Genomic DNA, 16720 nt, shown 5'->3' with positions numbered 1-16720 from the left:
CGTTGTATTTTCAGTCCAAGTTTTTGAGTCTGATATGCAGATTTTATCATCCATGGTGTTGTGCGGATGCCGGTGTGCGAACTGAACACACAATGTAAAGTATATTTAACATTTTGTAATATATACCTTTTGATTTTACTGTTAAACATTACATTTTTAAAATAATTATTGGTATTGTTATCGGGTCAGACCACGATCACGGAATACATATAAAAGAAAGGTGCATGTAATCTCTTTTGTCCTGCCCTTAACCGGTGTAGTGTTCTAATCAACATCGATTGTCCTGCCTTCTGCATCATACATGAACACTTCTTCAATATTTACCTTAAAATGCCGGGAAATCTTAAAGGCGAGGTCAAGGGACGGGACATATTTCCCTTTCTCTATTGCAAGTATCGTCTGCCGGGTTACGCCAACAACCTGTGCGAGGTCCTCCTGCGTAAGGTCGTGCATTGCCCGGAATACTTTAATCCTATTCTTCATCGGTCTCCCAGTCCCCGTATTTTCGGGCATAATATATCCTGAACCCGACGTAGAGGAAGATCATCATGCAGAGAAGGCCGAGTTGGAAATATCCCATCATCCTTGGGGGAAGAATCTCCGGTGGCCGGATCGGTAAGTGTTCCTTTGGAAAGGTCGGTATATAGAGTATCTGCATCACGGCGCCGATAGAAATAGCGCAGAACACCACCCAGAAGACCTGGAATGTCCTCATGGTTGCCATCTCGGTGATCTTTGCACTCCGTTCATCTTCGATCAGATCGGTCACCTTTTTCCGTGCAAGGTAGATGATCCCGATTGAGATGACAAACGCAGATTCGATCACCAGCGGTGATAAGCGGGTCTCGACAGAGTACCAGAAAATGGCGAGGAGGAAAAGAGCGATACAGCCGATAATCAGATACCACGAATTCTTTTTCATATAGCCTCTTTGTTAAATAATTTTAACATTTAGTAATATAAATGTGACTATTGTATGAGTTCCTGAAGCAATAGTCCAACCCTGACAATATTTTCCCTTCTCTCCACGATGGCTATCACACCAATTTAATATCCCCGTAACAAACATCCCGGTATGGATCTGATGAATTTCCTCTGGCCATTCTTTCTCCCTCTTGTCGGTGCAGGTATAGCAATCGTCCACAACAGGTGGAAACAGTATACGGGCGTTAAGGCTCTCGAAACGTTCCTCATGTGGCAGATTGCACTCGGGCTTGGTCTGGGGCTCATGTTCGGAGGGCTGGGCCACCTGCTGACACCGGATAAAGTTGCCGAATCGATCGGCTGGCCTGCCGGCAGCCCGTTCCAACGTGAAGTCGGGATGTGGGACTTTTTCATGGGGTTTGTTGGTGTGCTCTGCTTAAGGTTCCGCAACGAGGGGTTCTGGACGGCGACCATTATCGGGTGCGGTCTCTTCTTATTCTCTGCCGGGGCCGGCCATGTATACGAGATGATATTCCACGGTAACTATGCGCCCAACAATGCCGGTGGGGTTATGTTTATGGATCTTCTGTATCCGGTCTTCCTAGCAGTACTGCTCATATATCTCCATAAAAAAAAGAATGAGATATCAATAGGAAAATCGTGAAAGGTCTGATTTAAGTCAGGTATCTCCAAATCCCTTTTTTCCCTTATCAGTCCATTTTTCCGGAACCCTGTTTGGTTATCCAGAAACCAGGCTTTTTTAAAAGGCGTAATAAGTAAAATAAAAATGAGGGAAATAACGGATTTTCAAGGAAGTTGCACAAAGACAGAAATTTTTGTCTTGTCCTAAAATATTATTTTGTTGATCCTGACCCGTGCCCGTGCTCGCCCGGCACCCAGCGCCCGCCGTCTCTGGTAAGCTCTTTTTTCCAGATCGGGACGCCGGCTTTGATCGCCTCTATTATAAACCGGGAACCTTCATAGGCCTCCTTCCGGTGCCCGGCACCGACAACAATAATCAGGATGTTTTCGCCCACTGCAAGGCGCCCGGTCCGGTGAATGATGTCCACAGAGATGAGGTTGAATTTCTGCTTTGCATCGTCCGCGATACGTTCGAGTTCCCGTACCGCGACCTTTTCATAAGCTTCAAGTTCCATCTCCCTGATATCATCGTCACGGACGATCCCGTCAAAGACGACGATCGCGCCGGTACCACGTTTTTTTGCCGCATTAATCAGCGCCCCGATATCAACATCATCTTTCCGGATGGTTATCATACCCGAATCTCCTGATAAGGGATTCCTCATCCTCCCGCGACAGGCGGGAATACTGCGATCTCGTCTCCATCATCAACTCCGGTTTTGGCTGCGTCAGCGATATCTACCCGTTTGCCGTTTTTCATTAAGATTACAAACTCGCGGAATGCACCTAGCTCATCAAAGATCGCATCATAGCCTTCCTGGTTCTTTGATGCTATCTCCTTGATCAGGCTGGTAAATGTCGTTCCGGGCAGAGTTTTTTGGAGTGTCTCTGGCCCGAATAATTCACCGAACTGAGCAAAAAACCGTACCCTGACGTTCATATATCTCTCCTTGTTGATCGTTTACCAGTGCCGCATGCCTCGCACCGGGCATTCCTCTCCACAGATATCTCATCGGCATGCGAGCGCATCCCGTCCCATATGAATAGCCGGTTTGTTAAAAGTTCACCGGAATGGAGCAGGTACTTCAGGACCTCCGTTGCCTGCAACGTCCCGATTATACCGGCCGTGGCGCCGAGCACCGGGAACACTTCCTTTGGTGGCGCTTTGGGGAAGATACACCTGAGGCATGCCGTCTTTTTCGGAATGATCGTGGTCGCCTGACCGTAGAACCCCCGGATCCCCCCATGAAAGAGGGGGATCTCCTTTTTTATTGCGACATCGTTGAGAATGTACCGTGTCGTGTAGTTGTCCATGGCATCGACGATGCCGTCAGCCTTCCCGACAAGTTTTTCGGCGTTTGATCCATCGATGACCGTGTCAATTGCCTTTACCGTAATATCAGGATTCATCTCATGCAATTTTTCTTCTGCCGATGCCGTCTTCTTTCTGCCGATATCCCTGTCGTAATGAAGGATCTGCCGGTTGAGGTTGGTCTGGTCCACGACATCCATATCAGCGAGCGTAATTCTCCCTACACCTGCAACTGCGAGATAGATCGAGACCGGGGAGCCGAGCCCGCCGGCACCGGTAATAAAAATGTGCGCTTTTTTCAGGCGTTCCTGTCCTGCATCTCCAATGAGCATCATCTGGCGTGTATATCGTGTGCGCTCCCGTTCTGAAAACATAATCCACCTCAAAGGCAAGCGTCAGTCTATGCCGGTTTTTCCTAATGGTCGTATGTGCTATCTGAATATGTTCGTTTATCTCTGGATTATTCTTTCCTGCTCTTGTAATATCTGCTGATGAATGACCGGTGCCGGTTGAGTATCTGATCTTTGGAAGTGATTTTGCCTTTCACTGCCTCCCTGAATATTTCGGCTCGCATAATTGCAGGCAGCTGTCAATATTAATGCTGTGTATTTGTGACAACAACGTATTATGAAACAATCGTGAAACCTTACATAATAATGATGAAAGAAAAACTCCCGGTAAGGAGAACCCCCCACCCGGGAAAAAAGCAGGTTCTTATAAATAACATATCAGGACAAGGCTCAATGCTTGTTGCCTTTTCCGGCGGTACGGACAGTGCACTCCTTGCCGTGCTCGCCCACGAGGCGCTCGGGGAGAAGACATGCTGCGTATTTATTGACAGCCCGCTCATTCCACGAAGAGTACTGGAGGATGCAGAACTGGTTGCCCGGGAAATGGGCCTTTCCCTTGAAGTGATCACAGCGCCGGTTATGAAAAATAAAAAGATTTTAAAAAATACTGTTGACCGTTGTTACTTTTGTAAAAAAATGATTGCCCGCATTCTCAAACAGCGGGCCGGTGAGCTGGGGATAACCTGTATTGCTGACGGGAGCAATATATCTGATACCAGCGAATACCGGCCGGGACTTATCGCGATGACTGAGGAAGGAATTTTACATCCGTTCATGGAATCAGGAATCACAAAGCAGGACATCAGGAACATCGCCCGCCGGTGCGGATACGGGTTCTGGAACAAACCGTCTGCCTCCTGTCTTGCGACACGGATTCCCTATGGCGAAGCGATCACAGCAGAAAAACTCACAATGATTGAGAAAGCTGAAGCGTATCTTGCAGAAAAAGGGATTGAACGGGCACGGGTCCGGATGCATGCCGGTATTGCCCGCATCGAAGTCGATAAAAAAAATATGTTAATAGTTTTGAGGATGCAACAAGAACTGGTGAATGTGTTCCGGCAGATCGGGTTTTTATATGTGACCCTCGACCTTGCCGGGTACCGTACCGGCAGCATGGATGAAGTACAAAACCGCGGTACAGCAAATCGTTTTAACAATCATGGGAGCACAGGACATTACAGCAGCGCAATACCGGCAAAACAGGTGAAGTAGGATGTACCAGAAAGTGCCCTGCATCCGGGTAGACGGAGATGTATTTGAACCGTCCATGCATGAAGTGGTAGAAGAACTCCCTGTCGCCCTTTTTATCAACGGCAGGCATGCGATGACCGCCCTGATGACCCCGGTCCGGCTTGAGGATTTTGTTACGGGCTACCTGTTCACCGAGCAGATCATAAAAAGCCCGGACGAGATCGAATCTGTCAAGGTGGAGAAAAACCGGATCAGCGTGCTCACAAAAAATGTGTTCAAATCATTCGGGCCGAAACGGACTATCCTCTCCGGCTGTGGTGGGACCACTTCATACATAGACATCGAGAAACTGCCACAGATACAGTCCGGGCTGGTCATCAGGCCACAGACAATAATAAATGCCGTTAAAACAGCCCTTGATTCCGAGGTCCACCGCACAACCGGTGGAATTCATCTCGTAGGACTCTTCAATGCGGACGGCGTCATCACCATCTCCGAGGATATCGGGAGGCATAATGCACTCGACCGGGTCATCGGGTACGGCCTGAACCACAAGGTCGATTTCCAGCAGACCTATGTTGTTTCATCGGGCCGGGTCTCATCGGAAATGGTACGCAAGTGCCTGATCGCACAGGTGCCAGTAATAATTTCCCGGGGTTCTACAACTACGCTTGCGATCAGGATTGCACATACATCCGGGCTCACGCTTATCGGGTTTGCCCGCGGCGGAAAGATGAATATATACACGCACGCACAGCGTGTGGAGGGAGCGGGTAATGTGGATGATCTGCCGTAAAGATAAACAGCTGAAGCATGCAGCAGGGTACTGCGGTTATAGTCCTGAATTATCGATCCACGAAAAAAGAAAAAGAATGGTCATCAATTCGCAGAGGTCTGAAACGTGAAGGATTCCGGATCAATCAGGGATGATATCCTTACATTAAAGCAGGAGAGGAATGCGGTCATACTTGCCCATAATTACCAGATCGGTGAGGTGCAGGATATTGCCGATGTAGTCGGGGACTCTCTTGAACTGGCGCGGGCAGCTGCAAAAAGAGAAGAGGATGTCATAGTCTTCTGCGGTGTGGATTTTATGGCAGAGACTGCGGCGATCCTGTCTCCTGATAAGACCGTCCTCCTGCCTGCTCCTGACGCCTGCTGCCCGATGGCAGAGATGATCACAGCGCCAGGGCTTGAGGTTGCCAGGTCACGATATCCTGATGCGGCAGTCGTGTGTTATGTAAACACCTCAGCAGGGGTGAAAGCAAAGAGCGATATCTGCTGCACGTCAGCAAATGCGGTAACTGTCGTGAACTCGGTTGATCAGGACCAGGTTATCTTCGTTCCTGACAGGAACCTCGCCCGCTATGTCGCCCGGTTCACAGACAAGGAAGTCCTGCCATGGGAAGGGTTCTGCATTGTGCACGACCAGATCACCCCGGAGCATGTGACCAAGGCACAAAAAAAATACCCCGGGGCAAAGGTGCTGGTGCACCCCGAGTGCCGCCCCGAAGTCATCGATCTCGCGGATGAAGTGGCGAGTACATCAGGAATAATACGCCATGTCTGCGGATCGCGGGATACTGAATTTATTATCGGTACTGAAACGGGTATCCTGCACCGTATCAGTATCCTGTGCCCCAAAAAGAAATGCCATCCCCTCTCTGACGCGGCGGTCTGCAGGAATATGAAAAGGACAGATCTGGTTAAAGTGAAGGATGCCCTTGCCAATCTCCAACCGGTTATCTCCGTCCCTGAAAATATCGCATTGGGGGCACGCTCTGCCATCGACCGGATGCTTGCACTATAGCCTAAGGTCATTGCCACCTTTTCATATATAGTGCAGGGGGTATCTGTTCTGAAAAGAGGGCAATCTTACCGGCATACAGCAACTTCCCGGCAGATATCCGGTCATCCATCAATTGCTGATATGCCCTGAACACAATTTATCACATTTCCGATCCAACCTTTCTCTCCATAGGTTTCCATGCACTCCCCGTTTGAGACACTCTCCTCGGTCATCATCACCCGCCCCCGGATGGTCGGGGTCCTTTTTCTGGTTTTTATCGCGGTCGCACTATACGGGACGACGTTCATCACAATGCAGACGGGCAGCGAGACATACCTGGACAAGGATACAGAACGCGGGATGCTGCTGGACAGGTATACCAAAACGTTCCAGTCCGACAGTATTTTGATCCTTATCGAGGCGGACAATGTCTTAACTCCCGATGTGCTCGCGTATATTGGACGGCTGCAGGACGATGTGATGCGGGAGCGCTATGTCACGGGCATGACGAGCATCGCAGATCTGGTCAAAGGCCAGAACAGCGGTGTTCTTCCGGCAAATTCTGCGGAGATCCGGCGCATCGAAGAGGAGTTCCCCCAGGAGATCATTTCGCGGTTCGTACCGTCCCGTACCATGACAATAGCGGTGGTGACAATCGAACCCGGGCTTGAGGACTCCCAGCAGTCAAGGCTGATCGAAAATGTCAACAAACGAGTGAGCCTCTCAAACAGTCCGCCCGGGGTAAGTGTTATCGTCACAGGCAACCCGGCGTTTTCCAAGGAAATGTCAGCAGAGATGGGCAGCTCAATGGGCACGCTCATCCTGATCGCGATGATCCTGATGGTCATCGCAGTCGGGCTCCTCTTCGGTCATGTCCGTTACCGGCTGCTTCCGGTCCTTATCGTTGGTACCGGACTGGTATTCACATTCGGTTTTATTGGTCTTGCACGCATGCCGATCACGATGGTCACCATAGGTGCTTTCCCGGTGATGATCGGGATAGGGATCGACTACGCGATCCAGTTCCACTCGCGGTTTGACGAAGAAGCAAAAAAATCCTCATTGGACCAGGCAGTAAAAACGACCATTACTAAAGCCGGCCCTTCGGTCATCTATGCGATGCTTGCCACTGCAATGGGTTTTTTTGCCCTCTGGATCTCCCCGCTCCCGATGATACGAAGCTTCGGGATCACCTGCGTCATCGGTCTTGCCTTCTGTTATTTTGCATCAATTATCATTGTACCCACGTTTGGGATTCTTACCCGCTACCGCCCGGTGGTTGAGGGTCATCCGGATAAATTACCGGAGAAGTCCTATGTCGCCCGGTATAACGATTTTGTCGGAGGTATTGTAGGGATTGTTTCAAGAAATCCGGTCCCGGTTCTGATCCTCTGCATCATGATCGCGTTTATTGGGTTCCAGATGGACAACGAGATCATCGTCAATACCGATGAAAAGACGTTTGTCCCGGCAAACATGCCGGCAAAAGTGAACCTTGACAAGGTGAAGCGCACGATGGGCGAGACGTCCACTACCCCGGTACTTGTCCGCGGGGATGATGTCCTCTCACCGGATGCTGTCCGCTGGATCGCGGAATTCCAGCAGTATGAAGAGACGCATAACAACAAGATCACCGGTTCAACCAGCATCGTTACCTACCTCAGGCAATATAATGGGGGAATACTGCCCCAGACCGGCCCTGACATAGACAGGACACTGGTACTGGTTCCTGAAGATACCCGAAAACGGTTCTTAAGTGGAAGGACGGAAGCAGTGATCGAATTCTCGACTGTCGATATGCCAAATGACGTGGCGATGTCGATGATGGAGAACATGGACCGGGACCTGGAATGGAAAGCCCCGCCGCCGGGTATTTCTGCGTCGTTCACTGGCATGGGTGAGATGTTCACGAATCTCATCCGGGAGATCCGGCAGGGTAAGACCCAGATGACGCTCCTAGGCTTTGGCATGATCTTGGCGTTCCTGTACATCATCTACCGGAAATTTCTCAAGGCTGCGACCCCGCTTGTCCCCATTATCATGATTGTCGGATGGAACGGGCTCATCATGTACCTGCTATCTATCGATTACACCCCGCTCACTGCGACGCTCGGTTCGATGTCGGTCGGGGTTGCATCAGAGTATACAATCCTGATCATGGAACGGTATTACGAGGAACGTGATAAGGGGATGGCGCTCCTGCCCGCGATACAGTACAGCATCCAGCAGATCGGTACTGCAATCACGGTCTCGGGCATGACGACTGTTTTCGGTTTTGCCGCACTTATGACCTCTTCGTTTGGCATCATCAGCAATTTCGGCACCGTAACTGTCATCTCTGTTTTCTTTGCACTGGCCGGAGCAATTATCGTAATGCCGGCGATTCTGGTACTGGTGGGAACGATGGATGAAAAGGAAAGGGGGCAACATTCCTGAGGCACACATTCACCGGAACCTGATCTGAAATTAATTTTATTAAAATCAGATGAGGTCTGGAAAGGGGCGTCATTTTTATAATTAAATCCTTAAAAAAGGTGATATTTTTCTGCGGTATGTCCACAGAACTCGGGAAAAAATTACACTTTTTTCGTTGTATCCTCTTTCATGATATATTTCACTATGATAAACACCGCAACCGCGATGATGACAAAGTCGATGATGTTGCCCAGCATGTCTCCGGCAAGAAATTTGATCGGCCCGACGTTAAGGGTTGCCGTGCGCCAGTCGCCCTGGGGCATAATGATGGCAATCACCGGCATGATGATATCTGACACCACTGCCGTAACCAGCTTGGTTGCTGCAGCACCGATCACAATCGCGACTGCCAGGCCAATCACCTGGTACTTCTTGAGGAATTCCAGGAACTCTTCCTGAAATCCCCGTGCCCCCTTGGTCAGCCCCCTGACGCCCTCTCCGACATTCTTTCCGGCTTTGGTTATATCTTCCACTGCCATAAATTCCATCCTTTGCGTGAACATGCCATTGTCCACGGACGCATGAGTGGTTATCTTTAGCCCTCAAATAAGTTGTTTTTGTACTATGCCCTGCTTTGCCGGATCAAAGGGGATATTCTGACTCATGAGGTATCGGTCCATAAATCGGACGAATAAAAAAAGATTGAAGCAGCGGGATTTTATGCCTGTTTTAACATTTTTATCAGGTCATTTTTCATCCGCTGTACCCGCTCGTCATGAGGGGTGATTGCGAGCGCCCGGTTGTAGGATGCAAGTGCTTCCCGGTGTCGCCCGAGCATCTGGAGAGCTGTCCCCTTGTTGAACCATGCAAGCGAGTCGTTGGGGTCAAGGGCGAGTGCACGGTCAAATGCCACCAGCGCTTCGGTGTGCCTCCGGAGTTCACCGAGTACCGTCCCCTTCGAGAACCAGCCTTTCGAATAGTCCGGTTCAACGGCAAGTCCCTGGTCATATGATGCGATGGCCTCCTCATACCGCCCGAGTTTCTTGAGTGCATTCCCCCGGTTGTTCCACCCGACAGCATGGGAAGGGTCAAGGGCGAGTGCACGGTCGTATGCTTCAACTGCCTCGATGTGCATACCGAGCCGGTTTAAAGCAGACCCCTTGTTGTTCCAGGCACTGACGTCATCTGGATTGATAGCGAGTGCATGGTCAAATGCTTCGATCGCTTCCTCTATCCTCCCAAGTTTTACAAGCGCGTTGCCCTTATTGAACCACGCATCCGCATCATCGGGGTTTATCGCTAAAGATTTTTCATATGCGATAATTGCCTCGTCCTGCATGCCAAGACGGTTTAAGGCCGACCCGCGGTTGTTCCACGAGCTGGCGTCTTCGGGGTTGATAGCAAGTGCTTTATCGATTGCTTCAAGTGCATCCCGGAACTTCCCGAGCCGGTTGAGAGCATTGCCCTTGTTGTACCAGAGATCGGCATCTTCCGGCCTGAGGGCAAGCGCGCGGTCGTATGCAGAAATCGCCTGCTCATACCGGCCAAGTTTGTGGAGCGCAAGCCCCTTGTTTTTCCAGCCTATCGGGTGGTCCGGGTGCCGGGTAAGTGCTTCATCATAGGCAGCGATCGCATCGTCATGCCGCCCAAGCCGGTGAAGCGCGTTGCCCTTGTTGTTCCAGCCGACAGCATAATCGGGATCGAGGGCAAGCGCGCGGTCGTAAGCTGAGATTGCTTCTTCAAACCTCCCGAGTTTGTGGAGCGCGAGCCCCTTATTTTTCCAGCTATCCGTGTGCTCCGGGTCAAGAGCAAGGGCATGGTCATAAGCCGCAATCGCATCGTCATGCTGCCCGAGCCGGTCAAGCGCCGATCCCCTGCTGTTCCATGCATCGGCATCATCGGGATTGATGGCAAGTGCCCGGTCGAGCGCAGCGATGGCATCGGATAACCTGCCCAATGCAAGGAGCGCGAGCCCCTTGTTTTCCCATGCCTCCCCGTCATCGGGTCTGATTGCAAGGGCATGTTCATATGCTGCCCCGGCATCCTCGTACCTGCCAAGGTCTGTCAGGACGTTGCCTTTGTTGAACCATACATCAGCGTCATCAGGGGTCAGGGCAAGGGAACGGTCATATGCAACGATGGCATCTTCGTGCATCCCGGTCATATTCAGTATGGTCCCTTTAGTGTTCCATGCCGCAGCATCGTCTGCTTTAAGGGCGAGTGCCTTATCGATTGTGATGATCGCATCCTCCGGTTTTCCGAGACGGACCTGTGCAAGTCCCTTGTTGTGCAGGACAACAGCATCATCCGGTTGCACAGCAAGCGCATGGTCAAATGAAGCGATTGCATCTTCAAACCTGCCCTGCCGCAGGAGGACAAGCCCTCTCCTGTGCCAGAGGTCTGCGTCTTCCGGAAGGCGTTCTTTTGCCTTGTCATATGCAGCAACGGATTCGTCATACCGGTTGAGGCTCTCCAGCGCAGTGCCCCTGTTGTAGAGAATGACCGGATCATCCGGATCGGTCGTCAGCGCCCGGTCAAAAGCGGCAACCGCTTCCTCGAACCGCCCGAGTCCGACCAGTGCAGAACCCCTCCCGTTCCACGCGGCAGTGCGGGCAGGATCAAGGGACAAGGTCCTATCATATGCGGCAAGTGCTTCAGGATACTGGCCGAGATCGGACAATGCATTCCCCTTTTTATACCATGCACCGGCATTGAGGGAGTCTATGGCAAGTCCGCGCTCATATGAGTTGACGGCATCGTTCTGGCGCCCGAGATGCTGGAGTGCGTCCGCCCTGCCAAACCATGATGAGGCAACATGGGCATCCAAAGCGAGCGAGGCATCGTATGCGGCAACCGCCTCCTCGAACTTTTTAAGAGAAGTGAATGCCATACCCTTGCCGTTCCATGCATCCGGGAACTGGGGATCGATTGCAAGTGAACGGTCAAATGCAGCGATTGCCTCCTCAGAATGCCCCATCCGTGCCAGCGCCAGTCCCTTCCAGTACCATGCACCCTCATGGTCAGGGGAAAGCGACAGCGCCTGATTGAGAGCGGTTATTGCCTCCCTGAAGGAACCAAGATCATATAGCGCTGAACCTTTCGAGAACCATGCTTCTGCATCGTTTGGACTGATCGCGATTGCCCGCTCATATGCAGCCACAGCATCCTGAACCATTTCACGACGGCGCAGGAGATTTCCCTTGTTATACCAGACTACGGCATCTTCGGGATGAATGGCGATCGACCTGTCATACGCTTCTGCCGCCTCCTCAAACCGCCCAAGCTGCTCCAGGGTGTTTCCCCGGTTATTCCAGGCGTCCGGATCATCGGGCGCCAGGGCAAGGCCCCGGTCATATGCCTCGAACGCATCATCATACCGCTCAAGACTGCTCAGTGCAAGCCCCCGGTTGAACCAGAGCGTGGGGTCGTCCTTTTCATGTGCCAGCCCCTTGTCATATGCATCGACAGCTTCAGAATATCGTTCTAGTGCCGATAAGGTATTGCCACGGCTGTTCCAGATTGAAGCATCACCCGGATCGATTGCAAGGGCCCGGTCATACGATTCAAGTGCTTCCTCATTCCGCCCAAACTCTGACAGGGCGTTTCCGCGCAAATCCCAGAATAAGGCATTCCCCGGCTCGGCTGCAAGCGCCTCGTCATACTCCCTTATCGCCTCTTCTGCCCTGCCAAGGCTCTCGAGAGCCTGCCCTTTGATTGCCCGGGCGCCCGCATTTGCGGGGTTGAGGGAAAGCCCGCGGTCGAGCGAGGCGACCGCTTCACGGTACCGTCCGAGCGTGCACAGGACCTGTCCTAACGAGAACCATGCTTCGGCTGAGCCAGGACTAAGGGCAGTTGCCCGTTCCAGAGCATCAGATGCTTCCTGCTGTCTGCCAGCATCCCGAAGTGCTGATCCTTTGGCAAGCCAAAGTGCAGCGTTCTCCGGCTCGAGGCTGATCGCCCGCTCAAATGCTTCCAATGCCTCGGTATGGCGCTTCATGTTTGTTAATGCACGTGCCTTTGTGAACCACAACCCCGCATTCTCCGGCTCAAGCGATAGTGCATGGTCAAAAGCGTCAATTGCCTCTTTTAACTGGTATTGTTCTTCGAGCACGGTGCCAAGACCTGACCACGCGTCGGCATGGGACGGCTGGATGCCGATTGCTTTCCGGAACGCAGCACCAGATTCTTCGGTACGGTTGAGGGATGCGAGCACCCTGCCTTTGCGGTACCATACATCGGCATAGTCCGGTAAGATAGTAAGGGCGGTATCGTAGGCTGCGACTGCATCCTCATACCGCTCCATTGCATCGAGCGCGTGGCCTTTATTCAACCATGGCTGCGCATATGACGGCGCAAGCCCGATCGCAGTGTCAAAAACACCAAGCGCACGTTCATAATTCCCGGAATTGATGAGGGCAGATCCCTTATTGTTCCAGACAATCGGGTCATTGGCATGGAGCGCGAGCGCCTTGTCATACGCCTCAATCGCCTCCTCATAGCGTCCGAGTTCATTGAAGGCGGACCCGCGGTTGTTCCAGACAACATGATCGGAGGGGTTCAGTGTGAGTGCGTTCGTATATGCGCTGATAGCCTCCTCGTATCGCCCCATGCTGCTCAGCGCATCCCCTTTGGCTGCCCATGTCCCTGCATCCGAAGGGGCTGTTGCAAGGGCTTTTTCATAGGTCGTAAGCGCTTCCGGATAACGGGCGATGGCATGTAGTGCTCTTCCTTTCCAGTATAACGCAGTCACGTTCTCCGGCTGGATCCCAATTGCATGTTCAAAGGCTGCAAGCGAGTCGTCATACCGGTTCATGTTGAACAGGGCCCGCCCCTGTGCTACCCTGACCTTCGCATCATCAGGTACAATGGCGAGAGCCCGGTCAAAAGCTTCGAGGGCATCGGCATACCGTCCAAGAGATACAAGCGCGGTGCCCCGTCCTGCCCATCCTGCATGATAATCAGACCGGAGGGTGACTGCCCGGTCATACGCGGAAACCGCATCATCCAGCTGCCCAAGGCTGGCAAGAGCTCCTCCTTTTTTGACCCATACTTCAGGTGAACGGGGGTCCACGTCGAGTGCCTGTTCAAATGCAGTGAGGGCCTCGTCTGCATACCCGAGTGAGGCAAGTGCACTGCCTTTCCCCGCCCATGCCCCTGCATCTGTCGGGCGCAGGATAACCGCACGGTCAAACGCTGCAAGGGCATCATCTGACCGGTTGAGCGACAGAAGCGCGTTCCCCTTCTGTATCCACAGACCTGCATTGTCCGGGCTTGCCGAGAGGGCGGTATCGAACGCTGCAACAGCCTGTTCATAATCCCCGAGATTGCCGTACGCTGTTCCTTTTCCTGCCCACGCTGCAGTATCAGCAGGGTCAAGCGCAATGGCCCGCTCAAATGCAGCAACCGCCTCTTTCTCCTGCCTGGACACGAGCAGCACTTCTCCCTTCCTGCGCCAAATCCTGCTCTCATTAGTATTGAGGGAGAGGGCACGCTCAAATGATTTCACTGCCTGCTCGTAGTTCCTTTTCCCTGCAAACGCTTCCCCCATATCTTCCCATGCAGCAGGATTTTTGGGATCGAGCCTGACAACCCGTTCAAATGAGGTGATCGCCTCGTCGAGTCGTCCCAGTTTCAGGAGGACATCTGCCCTGCGGTTTTCTGCAAGAGGATTGTCCGGCTCAAGGCCGAGCACACGGTCAAACGATGTGAGCGCATCGGCATACTGGTTAAGGTCATGATGGAGTTCCCCTTTGCTCTGCCAGATAGACGGATTTTCAGGATCAAGGCTGATCGACTTTTCAAGGGACCCGACTGCCTCCTCCAGCCGTCCGAGTGATCTCAGGGATGCTCCCCTCATGTTCCAGACTGCTCCATGGTCTGGTTCAAGTGATATCGCACGGTCGAATGCACTGACTGCCTGATCATGGTCGCCAAGACCGGCAAGCGCCGATCCTTTGCCGGACCATGCGTTCCAGTAATCAGGACGCATTGTGATTGCCCTGTCGTACGCAGCGATTGCCTCATTGTACCGGTTCAGTTTTGCCAGCGCCGCTCCACGGCTGTACCAGAGCGCAGGGTTATCTGTATCTTCTGAAAGGGCGCGGTCAAATGCCCGGATTGCCTCTTCATGCTGCCCGAGTTCCGATAACGCGTTTCCTTTGTTTGCCCATGCTTCAGCATAGTCCGGACGGTTCCCGGTTGCCTGCTCATATGCAGCAAGCGCCTCCTTGTGCATACCAAAACTGGCAAGGGCGAGCCCTTTGCTGTTCCAGATGGCGGCATCGTGGGGAGCAATCTCGAGCGCACTCTGAAATGCTGCCACTGCCTCCTCGTACCTGCCGAGATCACAGAGAGATTCCCCTTTTCCGTTCCATGCAGCAGCATCGCGTGTACCAAGGACAATGGCGCGGTCGAACGATTCAACCGCCTCCTCCGTCTTCCCAAGCCGCCGTAAGGCCAGGCCGCGTGTCATCCATGCAACAGGATCTTTCGGATCGATGGCGGTTGCATGGTCAGATGCGTCGCCTGCTTCTTTGTAGGAACCAAGCGCATTATGAAGTGAGCCCTTGATTGCCCATGCACGTGAGTCTTCCGGCTCAAGGACAAGAGCAGTATCGATCGCAGCAAGTGCCTCGGTATCGCGTTTGAGCCCGTGGAGGAGGACTCCCTTGTTGAACCATGCAATGGCGTCGTGGGGGTCGATTTTGATCGCGGCATCATAGGACTCAATTGCTTCCGCGATTTTTCCAAGTTCCTTTTGTGCCGATCCTTTATTGCACCATGCGGTGGCGTTATCTTTATCGACAGCAAGGGCACGGTCGTACGCCTCGATCGCTTCATCGTGGTGCCCGATCATATCCTGTGCTTTTCCCATGTTGTTCCAGATCATGGGGTTATCGGTGTCAAAAGAGAGCGCATGCCCGTAGGCTTCGATTGCTTCCTCGTATCGGCCGGCCGCGTGCAGTGCGCGCCCCTTATCATGCCACGTCACTGCATCGTCTGCCTGAACAATTTCCTGTGGTTCTTCTGATGGTTCCTGTTCAAAAACCGGCTCTGCCTCCGGGACGTCAACCGGTGCTTTTGGCTTGATAATTGTAATTTTTTCTTCAGGGATGGAAATGGTATCAGCAGGTCTTTTAACCGGTGCAGGTACTTCCGGTACCTTCTGCGGTATCACGAGAGTCTGTGGCCATTTATCTGCATATTTCGGGTCAAGTGCGACAGCTGTTTCGTAGACGCTCTGCGCTTTCTGGTCCTGTTTGAGATCGCGGAGTGCTTCTGCCTTGCCAAACCATGCCACGGCATAATTCGGGCGGTGGGCGATAGCATGGTCAAAGGAGTCGATCGCTTCATCCAGCCGGCCGAGCCGGCGGAGCACGACGCCCCTCGCGTTCCAGGCTTCCACGTACTTGGGATCAAGGGAATTTACGATATCGTACGCTCCCAGCGCATCTTCGAGGTGCCCGAGCCTGTAGAGGGCATCTCCCTTGTTGAACCATGCCGCGACAAACTTCGGGAGGATGCTGATCGCTTTGTCTATCGCCGCAACAGCGTCTTCATATTTCCCGACCTTGATGAGCACGCTGCCCTTGTTGTTCCATGCATCGGGATCGCTGGGGCGCAGGGTAAGGGCTCGGTCATAGGAATTGATTGCTTCTTCAAATTGCCCGAGATTGTCAAGCGCCGTGCCCTTGTTGAACCAGACAACTGCCTGTTCCCGGTCGATGGTGAGTGCACGGTTGAGTGCGGCCAGCGCCTCTTTGAACCGCCCGAGCTTGTTGAGTGCGGATCCTTTGTTGTTCCATGCAACCGCATGGTCGGGGTTGAGTTCGAGCGCCTTGTCATATGCGCCGTTTGCCTCCTCGTACCGCCCGAGCCGGTTGAGCGCGTTGCCTTTATTGTACCATGCATCAGCGTACCGGGGCAGCACCGAGATCACCCGGTCAAATTCGGCTGTCGCTTCCTCGTACCGCCCGAGCTTTATGAGCGCGATCCCCCGGTTGAACCATTTGTAGGCGCCTTCCTGATCACTCATCTCCTTACGCACGCAACCCCTCCCTCCGGATCTGCAGTCAAGGAACAATCTTGATACTG

At 52.6% G+C, this 16720-nt stretch carries 12 protein-coding genes; 5 read left to right on the top strand and 7 right to left on the bottom strand.

The window, feature by feature from the left end:
- Positions 1 to 264: 264 nt before the first annotated feature.
- On the bottom strand, positions 265 to 483 hold the full coding sequence (locus tag OS112_07055; GenBank protein ID WAC04225.1) for a helix-turn-helix transcriptional regulator: 219 nt from the start codon (positions 481 to 483) through the stop codon (positions 265 to 267).
- Positions 473 to 922 (bottom strand): DUF2178 domain-containing protein, encoded by a 450-nt coding sequence (locus tag OS112_07050; protein WAC04224.1) that lies wholly within the window; start codon positions 920 to 922, stop codon positions 473 to 475. The genes OS112_07055 and OS112_07050 overlap by 11 nt, the downstream gene beginning before the upstream one ends.
- Before the next feature lie 153 nt (positions 923 to 1075).
- On the opposite strand from OS112_07050, the gene OS112_07045 reads away from it, so the two are divergent.
- The gene (locus OS112_07045; protein ID WAC04223.1) at positions 1076 to 1588 is read left to right on the top strand and encodes a hypothetical protein; all 513 of its coding nucleotides are present in this window, start codon (positions 1076 to 1078) and stop codon (positions 1586 to 1588) included.
- Between the two features lie 190 nt (positions 1589 to 1778).
- Here the strand turns inward: OS112_07045 and OS112_07040 are convergent, their stop codons facing one another.
- From OS112_07040 to OS112_07030, 3 genes are read right to left on the bottom strand one after another with little or no spacing between them, the layout of a single operon-like run.
- Complete coding sequence (locus OS112_07040; protein ID WAC04222.1) at positions 1779 to 2201, bottom strand: molybdenum cofactor biosynthesis protein MoaE; 423 nt, start codon at positions 2199 to 2201, stop codon at positions 1779 to 1781.
- Positions 2202 to 2227: 26 nt separating this feature from the next.
- Positions 2228 to 2506, bottom strand: a complete 279-nt coding sequence (locus OS112_07035; GenBank protein WAC04221.1) for a MoaD family protein — start codon at positions 2504 to 2506, stop codon at positions 2228 to 2230.
- Positions 2503 to 3252 carry a HesA/MoeB/ThiF family protein gene (locus OS112_07030; protein WAC04220.1) on the bottom strand — a complete coding sequence of 250 codons (750 nt, stop codon included), beginning with the start codon at positions 3250 to 3252 and terminating at the stop codon, positions 2503 to 2505. Before OS112_07030 ends, OS112_07035 begins: the two co-directional genes overlap by 4 nt.
- A gap of 282 nt (positions 3253 to 3534) precedes the next feature.
- Here OS112_07030 and larE point away from each other — a divergent pair, with 282 nt between their 5' ends.
- The 4 genes from larE (at position 3535) to OS112_07010 (ending at position 8647) form a co-directional block, all read left to right on the top strand.
- Entirely contained in the window at positions 3535 to 4443 is a 909-nt protein-coding gene (larE, locus tag OS112_07025) for an ATP-dependent sacrificial sulfur transferase LarE (protein WAC04219.1), read from the top strand.
- Position 4444: 1 nt separating this feature from the next.
- Positions 4445 to 5218 carry a formate dehydrogenase accessory sulfurtransferase FdhD gene (gene fdhD, locus OS112_07020; protein ID WAC04218.1) on the top strand — a complete coding sequence of 258 codons (774 nt, stop codon included), beginning with the start codon at positions 4445 to 4447 and terminating at the stop codon, positions 5216 to 5218.
- 105 nt (positions 5219 to 5323) lie between these two features.
- Positions 5324 to 6232 carry a quinolinate synthase NadA gene (gene nadA, locus OS112_07015; GenBank protein WAC04217.1) on the top strand — a complete coding sequence of 303 codons (909 nt, stop codon included), beginning with the start codon at positions 5324 to 5326 and terminating at the stop codon, positions 6230 to 6232.
- 177 nt (positions 6233 to 6409) lie between these two features.
- A complete protein-coding gene (locus OS112_07010) occupies positions 6410 to 8647 on the top strand; it encodes an RND family transporter (protein ID WAC04216.1) in 2238 nt (745 codons plus the stop codon).
- A 140-nt stretch (positions 8648 to 8787) separates the two neighbouring features.
- Here OS112_07010 and OS112_07005 read toward each other — a convergent pair whose 3' ends face one another.
- Positions 8788 to 9165 (bottom strand): MscL family protein, encoded by a 378-nt coding sequence (locus OS112_07005; GenBank protein WAC04215.1) that lies wholly within the window; start codon positions 9163 to 9165, stop codon positions 8788 to 8790.
- A gap of 179 nt (positions 9166 to 9344) precedes the next feature.
- Positions 9345 to 16661 carry a tetratricopeptide repeat protein gene (locus OS112_07000; protein ID WAC04214.1) on the bottom strand — a complete coding sequence of 2439 codons (7317 nt, stop codon included), beginning with the start codon at positions 16659 to 16661 and terminating at the stop codon, positions 9345 to 9347.
- Positions 16662 to 16720: the final 59 nt, after the last annotated feature.

It is taken from the genome of Methanoregula sp. (assembly GCA_026625165.1).
Taxonomy (GTDB): Archaea; Halobacteriota; Methanomicrobia; order Methanomicrobiales; family Methanospirillaceae; genus MVRE01.
Note: the sequence above shows the minus strand (reverse complement) of the source record. Positions and strands in the feature narration are given on the sequence as shown.